Source organism: Actinoplanes missouriensis 431 (assembly GCF_000284295.1).
Classification (GTDB): domain Bacteria; phylum Actinomycetota; class Actinomycetes; order Mycobacteriales; family Micromonosporaceae; genus Actinoplanes; species Actinoplanes missouriensis.
Map to the genome: position 1 here is coordinate 5,117,528 of NC_017093.1, position 16,387 is coordinate 5,133,914.

Sequence of the window (16,387 nt, forward strand, 5' to 3'; positions counted from 1 at the left end):
AAACTCTCGCGACGAAAGTGACCGCGGCCACGGGATTCCGGTAACCCAGGTCACGCAGCGTCGCTAAATCGCAGGTCAGTCCGGGGCGGTGATCTCGGACACCGCGAGGCGGGACACCAGCTGCGTACGGGATCGCACGCCGAGCTTGCGGTAGACGCGGGTGAGGGTCGCCTCGACGGTTTTGACGCTCAGGTACAGCCGGGCCGCGATCTCCCGGTTGCTGGCGCCGTCCCGGATCATCGTGGCGATCCGCAACTCGGTCGCGGTGAGCCCCTGGTCGGGGGTCTCGGTGCGGATCAGCGCCCGCTCGGTCTCCTCGGCCCACGGTCGGGCGTCGGCGGCCAGGAACAGCGCGAGGGCCGCGCCGATCGCCACGCGGGCGGCCGCGTACCGGCGCCGGCGGCGTTCCGCCCCACCGGCCACCAGCAGCGCGTGCGCCTGCTCGACCGGCTGGCGCAGGTTCTCGAACAGGGTGGCCGCGGCGGTGGAGAGCTGCACGGCGTCGTCGGCGCGGCCGCTCTCCGACTCGACGATCGCGGCGGCCCGGTCCAGGTATCCGGCCAGGGCCGGGACCGCGCCGAGCCGCTGCGCGGCGGCGCGGGCGTGCGACAGCGTCGCGGTGGCCTCGGCGTGCTCCCCCAGCGCGGCCAGGCCGGCCGCGAGGTCCGCGTGCCAGCGCACGATCATCGGGTCGGCGCTGCCGGTCTCCGCCTCGAGGTCGCGCAGCCGGCGCAGGGTGGCGACCCCGGCCCGGGTGTCGCCGGCGCGCAGCTCGGCCTGGCCCAGGGCGTGCAGGTTGCGCCGCAGGTAGAGGCCGTCGCGCTCCTGCTCGGAGGCGCGGATGCCGCGCCGGGCGAACCCGGCCGCGGCGGCCAGGCTGCCGCCGGCGAGCTCGGCGACGGCGGCGGTGTACCAGGTCGGGCCGGGGCTCAGGCCGGCCTCCTGCGCGGCACGGGCGGCGCGGTGGGCGTAGCGCAGGGCCTCCTGGCAGCGACCGGCCCGGGTGGCGACCTCGGAGAGGCTGCGCAGCACCTCGACCCGGGCCTCGCCGATCCGGCCGTGCTCGGCGACGGCGAGGAGGGTGAGCAGCCGGGCACGGGCCTCGTCGAGGCGGTCGTCGAAGAGCGCGAACCGGGCCGCGGTGTACTGCGGCCCGTAGTGCAGCCAGTCCGGGCCGGGGGCGGCGGGCAGCGCGAGGGCCCGGTCCAGGGTGGCGCGCCAGACCGGTTCGCCGCGGGTCCGGTGGATCTGGGCGAGCGCGCTGAGCGCCATCGCCTCGGTGGTCGGGTCGCCGGCCCGCCGGGCGGCCCGCTCGGCGGCGCGGGCCTCGACGGCGGCTCGGTCCGCGTCACCGGTCAGAAACGCCTGCCAGGTGAGCCGCAACCGGACCGGGGCGAGCAGCGCCGGGTCGGCGCCGGCCTCGGCGAGCGCGGCGGCGAACATCTCCCCCATGCCGGCCAGGTCCTGCCCGGCGAGGTCGATCAGCACCAGCCGCGCCTGCACCCGTGCCCACGGCGGGGCGTCCGCGCTCAGCACCGCCCGCGCGGCCCGCTCGGCCAGCTCGCGCGCCCCGCCGGTCAGCGCCGCGCGGGCCGCGGTGACCAGCCAGTCCAGCCGCTCGGCCGCCATCTCGTGCGGGCATCGCCCGGCCGCGAGCAGCAGCAACTCGGCCGCCGTCCGGTCGGCTCCGCGCTGCGCGCATCGCCGGGCGGCGGCGGCCAGGGCGCGTGCGGCGCCGGCATCGGGCTCATGGGTACGCAGGCAGCGGTGCCGCAACGCCTCGACCGGATCGACGGCGGCCCGGGAGAGCACGGCATGGGCCGCGGCCCGGTCCGCCGCCCGGACCTGCTCGGCCAGCACCGTCCCGATCAGCGGCGGCGTGAACCGGATCCGCTCACCGTGGTGGGCGATCACCCCGGCCGCCGCGGCGAGGCGCAGGTCCCGGATCGCGTCGTCGCGGCCGGCCCGCAGCAGCAGCGACGCGGTCGGCGCGGGCGTCAGTGCGGCCAGCAGCAGGGTCTTCTTCGTCTCCTCGGGCAGCTCGTCCAGCCGTTCGGCGGCCCAGCCGGCGGCGTCCTCGCCCCGGCTCAGGGCCAGCGCGACGCGGGGGTTCCCGGCGCTGGCCCGGTGCAGGCGGCTGGCGATCCGGCAGGGCAGGCCGCGGTCCTCGAGCAGGGCGGTGAGGTCGTCCGGCTCCAGCGGCGGGACGCCGAGCACGGCGATCGGGGCCGGGCAGAGCCGTGCCGAGGTGGCCGCCCGGGTCGCGATGATCGCCCGGATCCGCGGTCCGGGTCGCCGGCGCATCGCGAACGCGATCAGCTCGGCCGACGGCGGGTCCAGCCACTGCGCGTCGTCGACGACCAGCAGCACCGGCGACGTGCGGGCGCAGCGGGCGAGCAGTTCGGGCAGGACGAGCCGCCGTGCCAGGGCCGGCCCGCCGGTGCGGGGCGGCCGGCCCTGACGCAGGGCGGCGAGCCAGTGTCGCGGCGCCGGTGCGAGGGTCGCCACCGCGTCCGCCGGGACCTGGCGGACGAGGTCGGCTGCCCCGGCGTACCCGAGACTGCGCTCACCGCGGGCCGGGCGCAGGCGAAGGACCAGTTCTCCCCGCGCCGCGGCCAGCTCGGCGACGGTGTCGAGCAGCGCGCTGCGACCGATGCCGGGTGGCCCGTGCAGGGCCACCCCACCGCCGGCGGACAGCCGGTCGTCGATCGCCGCGAGCAGCTCGTCCCGCCCGTAGAGCATGGGCTCACAGTAGGGATGACTTAGGTGTTCATCAATGCCTACTTCTTCGTGACACTCGTCGCGGTCACCGATCCGTCGGTAGCGGTCTCGCCCTCGACGGTCACCGAGTCGCCGGCCTTGACGTCGCTGAGCTTGCCCTTCTTGGCCGTCGCGACGGTGGTGCCGCCGTCGGTCTTGACCGTGACGGTGCTGCCGTCCTCGGTCTCGATGTAGATCGTCTTGCCGTTGACGAGCTTCACCTTGCCGGTGGTGCCCGTGCCGGCTTCCGTGCCCTGCTCGGCGTTCTGCCCGAATCCGCCGGGTGCGCCACTCGCGCTCAGGCCGGAGGGAAAGCCCCCACGGTTGCCTCCGCCGGGGAATGCGCCGGCGGCGGCCGTCTCGGCGCCCCACTGCTTCTGCACCTGCACGCCGCCGAGGAAGCCGCCCATCAGCAGCGCCGCCACCCCCAGCCCGACCGTGCCCCTGTTCCACCAGCGCTTCGGCGCGGCCGCCGCCAGCTCCTTCGACAACCCGTCGTGGTCGTCCCCGACCGCCGGGATCACCGCGGTCTCGTCGTTCATCCGGTTCACAGCTGAGGTCCTCACTCGTAGCGCAGCGCGTCGATGGGACGCAGCCGGGCGGCGCGGGCGGCGGGCAGGCCGCCGAAGAACAGTCCGATCGCGACGGAGACGCCCACGGCCAGCCCGATCGAGCTGGGCACGATGACCGGTTTCACGCCGACGATCGTGAAGTGGCTGCCGATCAGCGCGGCGGCGACGCCGAGGCCGCCGCCGAGCACGCTGAGCAGCGTCGCCTCGATCAGGAACTGGGTCAGGATCACCCGTCGCGGCGCGCCGAGCGCCTTGCGGATGCCGATCTCGCGGGTCCGCTCGGTGACCGTCACCAGCATGATGTTGGTGATGCCGATGCCGCCGACGAGCAGACTGATCGCGGCCACCGCCCCGAGCAGCGTGGTGAACGTGTCGGCGGTCTCGGTCTGCGTCTCCAGCAGCGAGGACGCGTTCTGGATCCGGTACGGGGTGCCGGCCGACGCGTCGCTGACGTCGAGCTTCTGATCCAGGATCGTGGAGACCTGGTCCTGCGCGGCGTCCACCCGGTCCGGGTCGGACGCCTCCACGATGATCGAGGTGAGGGCGCCGTACCCGGTCAGCACCTGCTGCACCGCGGTGAGCGGGGCGACCGCCGTGTCGTTGGCGTCGTTGAATCCGGTGGAACTCTTCTCCTCCAGGACGCCGACGATGGTGAAGAGCGCGCCGCCGACGGTGACCTGCTTGCCGATCGGGTCGACACCGGGGAACAGCTCCTCGGCCACGGTCCGGCCGAGCACCACGACCCGCCGGCCCTGGTCGACGTCGTCGGAGGTGAACATCGCGCCGGTGCCGACCGGGGTGCTGGAGGCGGCGAACCAGCTCGGCGTGGTGCCGACGAACGTCGCGACCGAGTGGTCGGTCCCCTCGTACGTCATGGTCGCCGACGACGAGCTGACCACCGGCGACACCGACGTCACGTCCGGCGCCAGCTCCTCGTCGACGAGCGCGTCGGCCATCTCCTTGGTCAGCGACGTGCTGCTGGAGCCGCCGCGGCCGCTGCTCATCACCGTGATGGTGTTCGTGCCGAGCGCCTCGATCCGGTCACTGATCGCCTTGGCCGAGCCGTTGCCGACCGCGACCAGCAGGATCACCGCGGCCACACCGATCAGGATGCCCAGCATGGTCAGGGCGGATCGCAGCTTGTTGGCGGAGAGCCCGCGCAGCGAGAAGCGGATGACTTCCAGGATGCTCATGCGTGGTGCCGCCCGGCCAGAACCGCCGCCGCGCCGATCGGCGGCAGGTGCAGCGGCGACTGCCGCACGTCGGTCACGATCGAGCCGTCGACCAGGCGGATCAGCCGCTTGGCGCGGGCACCGACCTCGTCCTCGTGCGTGATGATCACGATGGTCCGGCCGGCCGCGCTGAGGTCGTCGAAGACCTGCAGCACGTCGTCGGTGGACTTGGAGTCCAGGTTGCCGGTGGGCTCGTCGGCGAGCAGCAGGGCCGGCTCGGTGACCAGCGCCCGGGCCACCGCGACCCGCTGCTGCTGACCGCCGGAGAGCTGGTTGGGCTCGTGGCCGGCGCGGTCCGCCAGCCCCACGATGTCCAGGGCTTGCATGGCACGCCTGCGGCGTTCCTTCGGCTTCACCCCGGCGTACGCCAGGGGCAGCTCCACGTTCGCGACGGCGCTGGTCCGCGGGATCAGGTTGAACGCCTGGAAGATGAACCCGATGAGCCGGTTCCGGGCCAGGGCGAGCTGCGCGTCGGAGAGACGGCTCACGTCCACCCCGTCCAGCAGGTACGTGCCGGAGGTGGGGATGTCGAGCGCGCCGAGGATGTTCATCAGGGTCGACTTGCCGGACCCGGACGAGCCCATGATCGCCGCGTAGTCGCCACGCTGGACGGTCAGCGAGACCCCGCGCAGCGCGTGCACGGTCGCCTCGCCCTCGCCGTAGATCTTCGTGAGGTCGCGGACCTCGAGGACCGGCTTGCTCATCGCCCGCCCCCGCCGCCGCCGAAGTTGCCGCCGCCGCCCGGAGCGCCGCCGCCACCGAAGTTGCCGGCACCGCCGCCGGGGAAGCCGCCCATCTGGTTGCCGCCGCTGGTGCTCGACGACGAGGTGGTCTTCACGACGACCTGCTCACCGGCGGTCAGGCCGGACGTGATCTCGGTGGCCGAGTCGCCCTCCAGGCCGATCTCCACCGAGCGGGTCTCCTGTACGCCGTTCGCGACGACGGTGACCGTGTGCCGGTTGCCGACCGTGGTGAGCGCCGCAGGGTTGACGGAGACGGCATCGGCGACGGAGCCGGTGGTGACCGAGACCGAGACGGTCTGGCCGACCTTCGCGCCGGTCGGCACCTTGTCCAGGGTGAGCGTCACGCCGTAGGTGACGACGCTGTTCGCGGTGGTGGCGGAGGGGTCGATCGCGGTGACCGTGGCGCTCTGCTCGACGCCGCTGAGCGCGTTCCAGGTGACCGTGGCGGCCTGCTTCTCCTTGAGGCTGGTCGCGTCGGCCTCGGCGAAGGCGGCGCTGACCTGCATCTTCGACAGGTCGGCGATTTCCACGAATCCCGTGCTCGAGGAGGAGGAGGAGGAGGAGGAACCGCCGCCCGAGGCACCGCCGCCTGCGGATGACCCTCCCGACGAGCTTCCGAGGGTCCCGTTCACCGCGGTGACCGTCCCGGCCATCGGCGCCTTCAGCACCGCGCCCGCCACACCGGCCTCGGCCTCGTCCACCGCCAGCTCGGCGGAGTCCACCTGGTTCTCGGCCTCGGAGGTGTCCGAGCCGGCGTCCTCGGCGCGGTCCAGGGCGTCCTGCGCGGCGTCCAGGTCCGCCTCGGCGGCGTCCAGGGTGCGCTGCGCGGCGGACGGGTCGACCTTCGCGAGGACCTGACCCTTCTTGACCTTGTCACCGACCTTCACGCTGATCGCGGTGACCGTGCCGCTGGTCTCGAAGCTCGCGCTCGCCGTGCTGGCGCTCTCCAGGGTGCCGTCCGCGGTCGCGGTCTTGGTGACCGTTCCCTGCTGGACGGTGACCGTTCGCTCGGAGGCCACGGCGGCCGTCCCGTCATCGGATGAGGAGAATGTCTCGTACACCGTGAATGCTCCGGCGACGAGCGCGACGCCGATCACGGCGTTGACCACCAAGGACGGGTGGCGGCTCAGGCGTACCTTCATGGCTGCACACTCTCGAGGGTCGGGCTAGGAGGAGCTTCGGCGGAACCTGGGAGCTTGCTCGGAACCTCACAGCGAGTCACTGATGGCGGGGATGAGCACCCGGAAACAGGCGCCGCCGGATTCGCTGGGGACCAGTTCGACCCAGCCGCCGTGGGTGTGCACGATCGCCGCGACGATGGCGAGGCCGAGCCCGGAACCGCCGCCGCTGGCGCGGGACCGGCTGGAGTCGGCGCGGTAGAGCCGCTCGAAAACGCGCGGGGCGTGCTCGGGCGTGACGCCGGGGCCGTCGTCGCTGACTTCGAGGAGCGCGAACGGGACGCCGTCGCTGTAGGTGACCGGCCCGGATCGTACGGCGGCAGAGTCTGGATTTTTGGTGAAATGCCCGACCCGTACGGTCACCGTGGTCCCTGGCGGGGTGTGGTTCAGCGCGTTCGCCACCAGGTTCGTGGCGACCTGACGCAGCCCGTGATCGTCACCGAGGACCATGACCGGCTCGAACATGTCGGCCAGCACGATGGACCGGTCCGGGGCGCGGGCGTGCCCGTCCCGGATGGCGTCCGCGGCGATCTCCAGGAGGTCCACCCGGCGGATCTCCAGGGTGCGCTGCCGGTCCAGCCGGGCCAGCATCAGCAGGTCCTCGACGAGGACGCCCATCCGCCCGGCCTCCCCCTCGATCCGGGCCATCGTCTCGTCCAGTTCGGCGGCGCTGAGCACCCCGCCGCGCCGGTACAGCTCGGCGAACCCGCGGATCGAGGTGAGCGGGGTGCGCAGCTCGTGCGAGGCGTCCGCGACGAACTGGCGCAGCCGCTGCTCGGAGTGCGTCCGCGCGTCGACCTCCGCCTCGATCCGGGTGAGCATCGCGTTCAGCGCGAGCGCGAGCCGGCCCGGTTCGGTGTGCGGGTCGGGGCCGGGCACCCGGCCGGAGAGGTTGCCGCCGGAGATGTCCGCGGCGACCGTCTCCATCGACGTGAGCGGCCGCAGCCCGAGCCGGACCACGAACGCGGCGCCGGCCCCGAGCAGACCCAGGATCAGCACCATCACGCCGAGGTCGATGATCAGCAGCCGCTCGGTGGTCTGCTCGACCTCGATCAGCGAGGAGCCGATGACGGCGTACCCGCCGGTGTCGCCGACCGCGACCGCGATCATCCGCCAGTCGGCGCCCCCGGCGGTGGAGACGGTGTAGGGCTGCCCCACCCGCTCGGCGACGCGGGACAGTGACTCGACGGCCGGACGGTCATCGGCCGTGGCCGAGCTCCGCGCGGGGTCCAGGGTCCCGTCCGCACGGTAGAGATAGGTGACCTGGTCGGCGCCGATGCGGAAGCGGCCGCCGGCGCGCGGGGCGACACCTTGCCAGGGGGATATTTCCGACATGGGCCGCGAGATGCCGACCAGCTGTTCGTCGATCCGGTCCTGCAGATAGGACCGGATCAGCAGGACACCCACGGCGTTGGCGGCCAGCAGCGCGATCGCCGACAAGATACCGACGACCAGCACCAGCCGCGACCGCAGAGTCCACTGACTCCACCGCTTCATTCTTCGCGCGGCAATCGCAGCGCATACCCCACCCCGCGAACCGTGTGGATCAGCGGCGGATCCGTCCGATCGATCTTCCGCCGCAGGTAGTACACGTACGACTCCACGATCCGCCCGTCGCCACCGAAGTCGTACTTCCACACCCGGTCCAGGATCTGCGCCTTGCTCACCACCCGCCCCGCGTTCGTCATCAGGTAGCGGAGCAGGTTGAACTCGGTCGGGGACAGTTCGATCAGCCGGCCGGCCCGCCGCACCTCGTGGGCGTGCTCGTCCAGCTCCAGGTCCGCGTAGCGCAGCACCCCCGTCTCCGGGGCCGGCTCGTCCGGCTGGCTGCGCCGCAGGATCGCGCGTATCCGTAGCACGACCTCCTCGAGGCTGAACGGCTTGGTCACGTAGTCGTCGGCGCCGGCCGAGAGACCGACGATCCGGTCCTCGACGGCGTCACGCGCGGTGAGGAACAGGACGGGCACCCGGTGGCCTGCGGCACGCAGCCGGCGGGCCACCTCGAACCCGTCCACGTCCGGGAGCATCACGTCCAGGACGATCAGGTCCGGTTCGAACTCCTGCACCGCGACCAGGGCGCCGTGCCCGGATTCGGCGACCCGGACGTCGAAGGCGACGAGCCGGAGCGTCGCGCTGAGCAGCGCGGAGATGTTCGGCTCGTCGTCGACGACGAGGACGCGGGCGGGGCGCGCCCCGGGGTCACTGACGGTCACGGCTGCACGGGTTTCGGAAAGCACCGCGCAGGTTTAGCAACCGAGTCTTTGAGCCGGCTATGAACTCACCATGATGTGGCGACGACCTCGCCCTCGGCCACGCCGGAGGTGATCTCGGTGTACTGATCGCCGCGCAGTCCGAGCCTCACCTGACGCGGCGAGCCGCCGAGCAGCACGGTCCCGGTGGAGCCGCTGACGTCGTGGACGGCGGTGCTGGGCACCCGTACCACGTCCTTCTTGCTCCCGGTCGTCACCTTCACGCTCGCGCTCTGCCCGACGAGCAGCTCCTCCGGCGCGTCGTCGAAGGAGAGCACCACCCCGAACCTGGTCAGCGTGCCGTCGCTGGTGCCGACCGGGTCGACCTGCACAATCGTGGCGTCGAACGTCTCCCCCGCCCGGTCGGCGAGCGTGATCACGGCTTTCTGCCGCACCTCGAGGTGATCGGCATCGGCCTCCGGGAAGTCCGCGCTGATCTGCATGTCGTACACGTCGGCCAGGGTGATGAACGCCGACCCGGACGTGACCTGGCTGCCCACCTTGCCGCCGACCGTGAGGATCTTGCCGGCGATCGGCGCGGTGATGGTCGCCCCGTCGAGGGCCTCCTCCGCCTCCGCCAGGGTCACCTCGGCCTTGGTGACCCGCTGCTGCGCGCTCAGGATCGCGTCGGCCCCGCTGCCGCTCCCACCCTGCTGCCCGCCGCCGCTGCTCCCACTGCCACTTCCGCTGCCACTTCCGCTTCCCGTTCCGGTTCCGCTGCCGCAGCTCCCGCCGGTGGTCCCGGCGCCGCCTCCGGGGACCTTCGTGGTGGGAGACGCCGCCGCTTTCGAGGTACGGCCGGACGCCGCCGACGCCGAAGCCGACGCCGTCACCGAGCCTGAGGGGGACGCCGTCTCCGTGGCAGAAGGACTGGCCGTCACCGTGGGGGAGGCCGCCGGGCTGGTCGTGTACGCCGCGGCGACGTCGCACCCGGTCGTCGCCGCGGTGGTCGCGCTCGCCGACGCCGCGTTCTCCTCCGCCTCGTCGAGGTTGTCCCGCGCCTCGTCGAGAGCCTCGGAAGCGTCGCTGACCGCCTCGGCCGCGTCCGTGTCGTCGACCGTCGCGAGCACCTGACCCGCGGTGACCGTCGTGCCGGCCCGTACCTTCACGGTCTCCACCGTGCCGTCGACCGAGAACGACAGGCTGCGCGTCTGCGCGGCCTGCAGCGTGCCGGTGGTGGCGACCTCGGTGGTCACCGCGCCCTTGTCGGCGGTGGCCGTCTCGGCCGCCTTCGTCGCGGAGTTCGCGGCGCCCGCCGTCAGCGCACGCACCACGCCGAAGGCGATCAGCGCGAGCACGACGGCCGCCACGAGGAGCCAGATCAGACGCCGGCGACCGGCCAGTGCAACACCCATGGCCGAGGAGTCTGGCGAGCCGTCCTCGCCGCGGGCTCGGTCCTGCCTCGGAGTTCGCTAGGAGCGCCCCGCACCGCTCTTACGCAATTCCTAGGGTCGTCCGATGTCGCACACAGGTGCACGGGCTTTCCTCTGATCCGACACTCCCCCGCCTCTTCCCTCAGGAGATCAACGTGCCGGTAGTCAGTTCGAAGACGCGCCGCCGCGCGGGCGCTCTGCTCGTGGCATCCGCGGCCGTGCTGTTCACGGCGGCCTGCGGCGGCGGATCGGACGACAGCAGCACCGCGAGCGACGGCAGCGCGCAGAGCGGCGGTGGCAACGCGGCGTTCGCCGCGTACATCAGCTGCCTGAAGGAGAACGGCGTGACCATCACGATGCCGTCCGGCGGTCCCGGCGGCGGGGGCAACGGCGGCACCCGCCCCTCCGGCGCGCCCGACGGGGTGCGCCCCTCGGGCGCGCCCGGCGGTGACGGCCAGCCCGGCGCCATGCCGTCCGGAGCGCCCCGCCCGTCCGGCAGCGCCGGCCAGCGCGGTGGCGGCGGCTTCCCCGGCGGCGGTGGCATGTTCCAGCAGCCCGCCGGCGTCGACGACGCGACCTGGGAGAAAGCGCAGAGCGCGTGCGCCTCGGTGCGCCCGAGCATGGGCGCAGGCCGGGGCAACGGCGGCGGCAGCAACGCGGGCGGCGGGGCGGACGCGGCCTACACCAACTGCCTGACGGAGAACGGCGTGACGGACACCGCGAACCTCGACGACTCGGACGCCACCACGAAGAAGGCCGTCGAGACCTGCTCGGTGCTCAAGCCCACGGCGGCCGCCACGTCGTGACGGTCATCCGTGCCGGCCGCCGCACTGCCCCCCGTCATGGCGGCGCCGACACGGGCGTGTGGGCCGGCGGTCAGCTGACCGCCGGCCCATCACTGTCCGCGAGGGATCAGCTCAGCGGGCAGGTGCTGCGGTAGTCCGAGATCGACAGGCTGCTCGGTCCGGGACAGATGAACTGGTCGTACCGGGTGTCGTTGTCGACGAATCGCTTCAGCCAGGAGACCATCTGCACGCCGGTCCAGGTGTCGGTGGTCTGCGGGAAGAAGTGGCTCGCGTTGTTCAGCTCCAGGTACGACTTCTCCGCCGACGCCGGGATGCTGTTGTAGAACGGGATCGAGTGCGAGGCGACCGGCGCGATCGCGTCCGACTCACCACCGATGATCAGCGTCGGGACCCGCAGCTCGGACCAGGTCTTGTCGGTGTTCCACGGCGCGAGCGGCACCGCGGCCTGCAGCGACGGCCGGTCGCTCGCCGCCTCCAGGCTGCCGCCGCCGCCCATCGAGTGCCCGGCAACGGCGAGCCGGCTCGCGTCGATCCGGGTGCGGACCGAGCTGCGCTGGGTCAGGTAGTCCAGCGCGGCCAGGAGCTGGCTGCCCCGCGAGGCCGGCTGGTCCGCGGTGGTGTTCGTCTCGATGCCGATCACCACGAAGCCGTGCGAGGCCAGGCGCGGGCCGAGCCAGGAGATGCTCGACCAGTACGCGGTGAAGCCCGGCGAGATGGCGATCGCGCCGAACGTGCCGGAGCTGGTCGAGGTCGGGTAGTAGATCTCGCCGCCGCCGAATCCGGTGACCGCGAGCCGGGAGACCGAGGTCTGCGAGACCGCGAACGGGCCGCGCGAGGCCTGCAGCGCGCTGAGCGTCGGCGCCGGGCCACGCTCGTAGGGATTGTCGGCGGCCTGTGCCGCGGTGGCGCCCAGACCGGCGGTCAGTGCGAGGGCAGCGGCCGCGGTGAGCAGGAAGCGGCGTGCCCGGGAGGGAGCGGTTGACGTCACGTCGATTCTCCTTTGAAGGGGGATCGGATCCGCGGGGGATCGGATCGACGAGCGTCAGTCTCAGCGGGTCACGGCGGGCCTCGCATCGGCGAAATCACCAGCGTTGTCATCAGTTGGCAATCTGGAGGAAATTTCATAAACCGAAACGCCCCTTTTCAACCGGCGCTCGACGGGGAAAACTCGCCGCATGTTTGATGCACCGTCAGTGCAGAAACTTCCGCCGGCCGACCGGGCCGCTCTTCTCCGGCTCCTCGGCGACGCGGAGGCCGGCCGCAGCAGCGCGCTCGCCGTCCTGGGCCTGCCCGGCGCGGGCCGCACCACCCTGAGCCGGATCGCCGGCGCCACCGGAGGATGGACGGTCCTGTCCGCGATCGGTCACGCCGACGAGACCGGCGTGCCGTGCGCGGGACTGCACAGCCTGCTCACCGGCATGGAGGACGTGATCGCCGAGCTGGAGCCCGCGCCGCGTGCGGTGTTGCGGCGCGGGCTGAGCGGCACGTCACCGCAGGCGGAGCGCCTCGCGCTCGGTCTCGGCCTGCAGACCCTGGTGGGTACGCTCGCCGCCCGCCGCCCGGTCCTCTGCGTCATCGACGACGCCCACCTGTTCGACGAGTCCTCCTGGCAGGCCGTCCGGTTCGCCGCTCGCCGGACGACCCGGTTCGCGCTGCTGGCCACCCTGCCGGCCGGCGCCGATCCGGGTGGGCTGCCGGTGCACCACCTCCACCCGCTCCCCGCCGACCAGGCCCGCGAGCTGCTCGCCCGGCACGCGCCGGACCTGGCCCGCGAGGTCGCCGACGCGGTCCTCGAGCGGGCCGGCGGCAACCCGGCGGCGCTGATCGACCTGGCGGGGGCGCTCACACCCGCGCAGCGGCGCGGTTATGCCCCGCTGCCGATCGGCCTGCCGCCGGAGAGCCCCCTGCGCGAGCGTTTCCGCGCCGAGTTGGAGGCGCTCCCGCGGCCCACCCGCGAGCTGCTCCTGCTGGCGGCGGCCCCGCCGTTCGCGGCCCTGCCCGACATCCTCGCCGCGGCCACCCTCCGGCCCGGCGGCCCGCACCCGGACATCTCGGGCGAGCGGGACGAACTGCTCGCGGACTTCGCGGCGGCGGAGCGGGCCGGGCTGGTCACCATCGACGGCATCGCCGTGTGCTTCGCGTCGCCCCTGGTGCGCGGTTGCGCGTACACGGAGAATCCGGCAAGCCGCAGGCGCGCCGCCCACGCCGCGCTCGCCCGGGTCCTCGCCGGACGCGGAGACGTGCTCGCGGCGCTGCTGCACCGCGCCGCCGCCACCATCGGCCCCGACCCGGCGCTCGCCGCCGAGCTGATCCGCGCCGCCCGCAGCGCCGAACCGGGCGCCGCCGCCGAGGCCCGCCGCTACGCCGCCGACCTCTCCGCGAACCCGGCCGACCAGGGCGCGGTGCTCGTCGACGCGGCCCGGTCGGCGTGGCTGGCCGGCCGCCCGCACGACGCCGGCCTGCTGATCCGCCGGGTCCCGCCGGCGGCCGGCCAGGCCCGGGTCCGCGCCCGCGGGCTGACCGCCGAGATGGGTCTGCCCGACGGCCGTCCCGGCGCCCGCGAACTGCTCCTCGACGTGGCGGCCGAACTCGCCGGCACCGACACGGCCACCGCCCTGGACGCCCTCGCGCTCGCCGGTGAGGCCGCCGCCCGTCCCGGTGAGCAGCGCCGATACGCCGGGCTGGCACACCGGGTGGTGTCCTGCCGGCGCGGTGACGAGCCGCCGGCCGTCACCCTCGCGTTCCACCACGTGGCGGGTCTCGCCGGGATGGCCGACGGCGACGAGCCCACCGCGTTCCTCCGGTTCCGGCAGGCCCTCGACATCGCCGACCGGGTGGCCGACCCGCGGTCGCTGCTGCGCGCGGCCACCGCCGGCGTGCTGGTCGGCGACTCCCGCCGCGCCGCCGCGCTCGCCGGCCGCGCCGCGGTGCTGGCCCGTGAGTCGGGCGCGACGGTTCTGGTGCCGCAGGCCCTGGAGATGGCCGCCACGGCCGGGCTGGCCGCCGGTGAGTACGCGGCCGCGAACACCGCCGCCCTCGACGGCGCCGCCCTGGCCCGCGCCACCGGGCAGCCGGTCCTCGCCGCCGTGCACAGCGCCGTGCTCGCCGTCCTGGCCGCCCTGGTCGGCGACCGGCCCACCGCCCTGTCCCGGATCGAGGCGGCCGGCTCCGGACCGTCCCGCGCGCTCTGCGAATGGGCCCTGGCCCTGCTCGACCTGGTCGACGGGCGGGCGCAGGCGGCGGCCGAGCGGCTGGCCCGGGTGGTGACCGCGCCGCCCGGGTACGGCTCGGCGATGCTGCAGGTGGCGGTCGTCCCGCACCTGCTGGAGGCCGCGGGTCAGGCCGCGCTGCACGACGCGCTGGGCCTGGACGCGGTGGCGACCGGTTTCGACAGCTGGGCCGGCCGCACCGGGCAGCCGGCCTGGCTGGCGCTGCGGGACCGCTGCCGGGCGCTGCGGGCCACCGACGCGGAGGCCGCCGAGAGCCACTTCGCGCAGGCGCTGCGGCACACCGGCGAGGCGGGGTTCCCGCGGGCGCACACCGAGCTGCTCTACGGCCGGTTGCTGCGGCGCCGGCGGCGGCACGTGGAAGCGCGGACCCACCTGCGCCGGGCCACCGAGACGTTCCGGTTGCTGGACGCGGAGCCGTGGGCCGCGCAGAGCACCCGGGAACTGCGCGCCGCCGGGGAACGGGTCGATCCGCGGGCCTCCGCGCTGGACGGCCTGGAGCTGACCGCGCAGCAGGAGAGGATCGCGGTGCTGGTCGCCGGTGGCGCGACCAACCGCGAGGTGGCGCAGGAGCTGCACCTGAGCCCGCGCACCGTGGACCACCACCTGCGCAACGTCTTCGCCCGGCTGGGCGTGCGCTCACGCACCGAGATGGCCCGCATGCTCAGCGGCGGCTGACGGTCTTACAGCGTGACCTCGAGGTTGTCCCAGCGCTCGGACAGCTGGCGGCGCCGCACCGCGACCAGGTGCCCGGCGAGGATCGCCGGGTGCCCGCCGCGCACGCAGACGTCCGCCCCGGCGGTCAGCACCCCGGAGACCAGCTCGACCGCCGCCCAGTCGTCGATCAGCGCGACGAGGCGGCTCTCCGCCGGCAGCACCGCCCGGGCCACCTGCACACCGTGCACGGTGGCGCCGCTGAGCACCACCAGCTCCTCCGGGCGGATGTCGTCGAGCCCGGTCGCCAGCCGCATCGTCCAGCCGGCCGGCAGGTGCTGCGGGAGACTCGCCACCCGGCTCCGCTGCCCCAGGACGGCGACGACCGGGTGGGGCGCGGGAGCGGGCGCGGAATCTGGGTTCAGCTGCGTGAGCATGGTGGTCATCCCCTCATTGGGTCCCTCGTGTAGATCCACGATTGGCCCCGAGCCTGTGCGCCACCATGTGCCGTACCTGTGTGTTGGATGTCAGGCGTTCCACCGGGCGATGACCGGGTCCACGGCGTGCTCGAAACCGAGCGCGGACAGCGTCCCGGTGTCCAGTTTCAGCAGGCCACCGGCGCTCGGCGGCAGCCCGACCCAGCGCGCCCCGGTGACCCGCAGGCAGTGCCCGTGCGCGACGAGCGCCACATCGCCGTGCCCGGCGAGCTCGCGGGCCTTCGCCAGCACCCGGTCGAGGCGGGCGCCGACCTGTTCCGGGGACTCACCGCCGGGGCAGCCGTCGGTCCAGAGCGACCAGTCCGGCCGGGTCTCGCGGATCTGCTTGGTGGTGACCCCCTCGTACTCGCCGTAGTTCCACTCGGCGAGATCCTCGGTCACCTCGGTCACGGTGAGACCGGCGAGCTCGGCGGTGCGCAGCGCTCGCTTGCGCGGACTCGCCAGCACCGCGGCGAACGAACGCCCGGCCAGCCGTTCCGCGACCGCGCGGGCCTGCCGTTCCCCCTCCGGGGTCAGTTCCAGATCGGTGTACGAGGTGTGGCGCCCGTTCGCGCTCCACTCCGTCTGCCCGTGCCGTACCAGCACGATCTCCGCCATGCGGCCCCTCCTCATTCGTCACCTGAGTTCTACCCGGTGAGGGGAGCCGATGATCGACTTCCGGACGTGTTCCTCGTGACTTATGACCATGCTCCGGGGCGGTCGTCCCAGCGCAGGATCAGCGGATGGCGTTCCTCGTCGCGGGCCGCCAGGTTCTCCAGGGCGCGCAGGTACTGCCGCTGCGTGATCTCCCCGCGGACCAGCTGCCCGGCGAGGATCCCTTCGAGCGTGGTCGGCTCGGAGTGCCCGCGCACGGGTGTCACCGGCGCGCGGCCCCGGGCCTTCTCTCCCGGCTCCCCCTCCTTGGACAACGGCCAGAGGGCGAGCACCGCTGCCAGGATCAGGCCGACCACCGCGACGACGAGAACCATCATCACCACCACCCCCTGGTTGACATCTTCGCCACAAGTACGGCTGATCAGCAGGCGACCGGGTGAACTTTCCCGTTCACCGGTGCCGTGACCAGGCACGCAGCACCCTGTCCTCGATCCGACACCGT

General features: G+C 73.6%; 14 protein-coding genes. 2 read left to right on the top strand and 12 right to left on the bottom strand.

Annotated features, from left to right (window positions below):
* Positions 1 to 75: 75 nt before the first annotated feature.
* From AMIS_RS23925 to AMIS_RS23960, 8 genes are all read right to left on the bottom strand, one after another.
* Entirely contained in the window at positions 76 to 2,742 is a 2,667-nt protein-coding gene (locus AMIS_RS23925) for a helix-turn-helix transcriptional regulator (RefSeq protein WP_014444977.1), read from the bottom strand.
* 38 nt (positions 2,743 to 2,780) lie between these two features.
* Positions 2,781 to 3,302, bottom strand: coding sequence for a hypothetical protein (locus tag AMIS_RS23930; RefSeq protein WP_041831213.1), 522 nt, complete (start codon positions 3,300 to 3,302; stop codon positions 2,781 to 2,783).
* A 20-nt stretch (positions 3,303 to 3,322) separates the two neighbouring features.
* Positions 3,323 to 4,525: an ABC transporter permease gene (locus AMIS_RS23935; protein WP_014444979.1), complete on the bottom strand. Its 1,203-nt coding sequence runs from the start codon at positions 4,523 to 4,525 to the stop codon at positions 3,323 to 3,325.
* Entirely contained in the window at positions 4,522 to 5,268 is a 747-nt protein-coding gene (locus AMIS_RS23940) for an ABC transporter ATP-binding protein (RefSeq protein WP_014444980.1), read from the bottom strand. Before AMIS_RS23940 ends, AMIS_RS23935 begins: the two co-directional genes overlap by 4 nt.
* Positions 5,265 to 6,449 carry an efflux RND transporter periplasmic adaptor subunit gene (locus AMIS_RS23945; RefSeq protein WP_014444981.1) on the bottom strand — a complete coding sequence of 395 codons (1,185 nt, stop codon included), beginning with the start codon at positions 6,447 to 6,449 and terminating at the stop codon, positions 5,265 to 5,267. Before AMIS_RS23945 ends, AMIS_RS23940 begins: the two co-directional genes overlap by 4 nt.
* A 66-nt stretch (positions 6,450 to 6,515) precedes the next feature.
* On the bottom strand, positions 6,516 to 7,982 hold the full coding sequence (locus AMIS_RS44675) for a sensor histidine kinase (protein WP_014444982.1): 1,467 nt from the start codon (positions 7,980 to 7,982) through the stop codon (positions 6,516 to 6,518).
* Positions 7,979 to 8,698, bottom strand: a complete 720-nt coding sequence (locus tag AMIS_RS23955; RefSeq protein ID WP_014444983.1) for a response regulator transcription factor — start codon at positions 8,696 to 8,698, stop codon at positions 7,979 to 7,981. The genes AMIS_RS44675 and AMIS_RS23955 overlap by 4 nt, the downstream gene beginning before the upstream one ends.
* A gap of 65 nt (positions 8,699 to 8,763) precedes the next feature.
* The gene (locus AMIS_RS23960) at positions 8,764 to 10,089 is read right to left on the bottom strand and encodes an efflux RND transporter periplasmic adaptor subunit (protein ID WP_014444984.1); all 1,326 of its coding nucleotides are present in this window, start codon (positions 10,087 to 10,089) and stop codon (positions 8,764 to 8,766) included.
* 173 nt (positions 10,090 to 10,262) lie between these two features.
* Between AMIS_RS23960 and AMIS_RS23965 the strand changes: the two genes are divergently transcribed.
* On the top strand, positions 10,263 to 10,913 hold the full coding sequence (locus AMIS_RS23965; protein WP_041830018.1) for a hypothetical protein: 651 nt from the start codon (positions 10,263 to 10,265) through the stop codon (positions 10,911 to 10,913).
* Positions 10,914 to 11,019: 106 nt separating this feature from the next.
* Here AMIS_RS23965 and AMIS_RS23970 read toward each other — a convergent pair whose 3' ends face one another.
* Positions 11,020 to 11,901, bottom strand: coding sequence for an alpha/beta hydrolase family protein (locus AMIS_RS23970; RefSeq protein ID WP_014444986.1), 882 nt, complete (start codon positions 11,899 to 11,901; stop codon positions 11,020 to 11,022).
* A 187-nt stretch (positions 11,902 to 12,088) separates the two neighbouring features.
* Between AMIS_RS23970 and AMIS_RS23975 the strand changes: the two genes are divergently transcribed.
* The gene (locus AMIS_RS23975) at positions 12,089 to 14,818 is read left to right on the top strand and encodes a helix-turn-helix transcriptional regulator (protein ID WP_063711177.1); all 2,730 of its coding nucleotides are present in this window, start codon (positions 12,089 to 12,091) and stop codon (positions 14,816 to 14,818) included.
* A 5-nt stretch (positions 14,819 to 14,823) separates the two neighbouring features.
* Here AMIS_RS23975 and AMIS_RS23980 read toward each other — a convergent pair whose 3' ends face one another.
* From AMIS_RS23980 to AMIS_RS23990, 3 genes are all read right to left on the bottom strand, one after another.
* Complete coding sequence (locus AMIS_RS23980) at positions 14,824 to 15,240, bottom strand: hypothetical protein (protein WP_014444988.1); 417 nt, start codon at positions 15,238 to 15,240, stop codon at positions 14,824 to 14,826.
* A gap of 81 nt (positions 15,241 to 15,321) precedes the next feature.
* Positions 15,322 to 15,888 carry a histidine phosphatase family protein gene (locus tag AMIS_RS23985; RefSeq protein ID WP_041830019.1) on the bottom strand — a complete coding sequence of 189 codons (567 nt, stop codon included), beginning with the start codon at positions 15,886 to 15,888 and terminating at the stop codon, positions 15,322 to 15,324.
* An 80-nt stretch (positions 15,889 to 15,968) separates the two neighbouring features.
* Entirely contained in the window at positions 15,969 to 16,262 is a 294-nt protein-coding gene (locus AMIS_RS23990) for a hypothetical protein (RefSeq protein WP_014444990.1), read from the bottom strand.
* Positions 16,263 to 16,387: the final 125 nt, after the last annotated feature.

What these genes read in the sequence shown, in the direction of transcription:
- AMIS_RS23925 (WP_014444977.1), bottom strand. Translation starts at nt 2,742, where the DNA reads ATGCTCTACGGGCGGGACGAGCTGCTCGCGGCGATCGACGACCGGCTG.
- AMIS_RS23930 (WP_041831213.1), bottom strand. Translation starts at nt 3,302, where the DNA reads ATGAACGACGAGACCGCGGTGATCCCGGCGGTCGGGGACGACCACGAC.
- AMIS_RS23935 (WP_014444979.1), bottom strand. Translation starts at nt 4,525, where the DNA reads ATGAGCATCCTGGAAGTCATCCGCTTCTCGCTGCGCGGGCTCTCCGCC.
- AMIS_RS23940 (WP_014444980.1), bottom strand. Translation starts at nt 5,268, where the DNA reads ATGAGCAAGCCGGTCCTCGAGGTCCGCGACCTCACGAAGATCTACGGC.
- AMIS_RS23945 (WP_014444981.1), bottom strand. Translation starts at nt 6,449, where the DNA reads ATGAAGGTACGCCTGAGCCGCCACCCGTCCTTGGTGGTCAACGCCGTG.
- AMIS_RS44675 (WP_014444982.1), bottom strand. Translation starts at nt 7,982, where the DNA reads ATGAAGCGGTGGAGTCAGTGGACTCTGCGGTCGCGGCTGGTGCTGGTC.
- AMIS_RS23960 (WP_014444984.1), bottom strand. Translation starts at nt 10,089, where the DNA reads ATGGGTGTTGCACTGGCCGGTCGCCGGCGTCTGATCTGGCTCCTCGTG.
- AMIS_RS23975 (WP_063711177.1), top strand. Translation starts at nt 12,089, where the DNA reads ATGTTTGATGCACCGTCAGTGCAGAAACTTCCGCCGGCCGACCGGGCC.
- AMIS_RS23980 (WP_014444988.1), bottom strand. Translation starts at nt 15,240, where the DNA reads ATGACCACCATGCTCACGCAGCTGAACCCAGATTCCGCGCCCGCTCCC.
- AMIS_RS23985 (WP_041830019.1), bottom strand. Translation starts at nt 15,888, where the DNA reads ATGGCGGAGATCGTGCTGGTACGGCACGGGCAGACGGAGTGGAGCGCG.
- AMIS_RS23990 (WP_014444990.1), bottom strand. Translation starts at nt 16,262, where the DNA reads ATGATGGTTCTCGTCGTCGCGGTGGTCGGCCTGATCCTGGCAGCGGTG.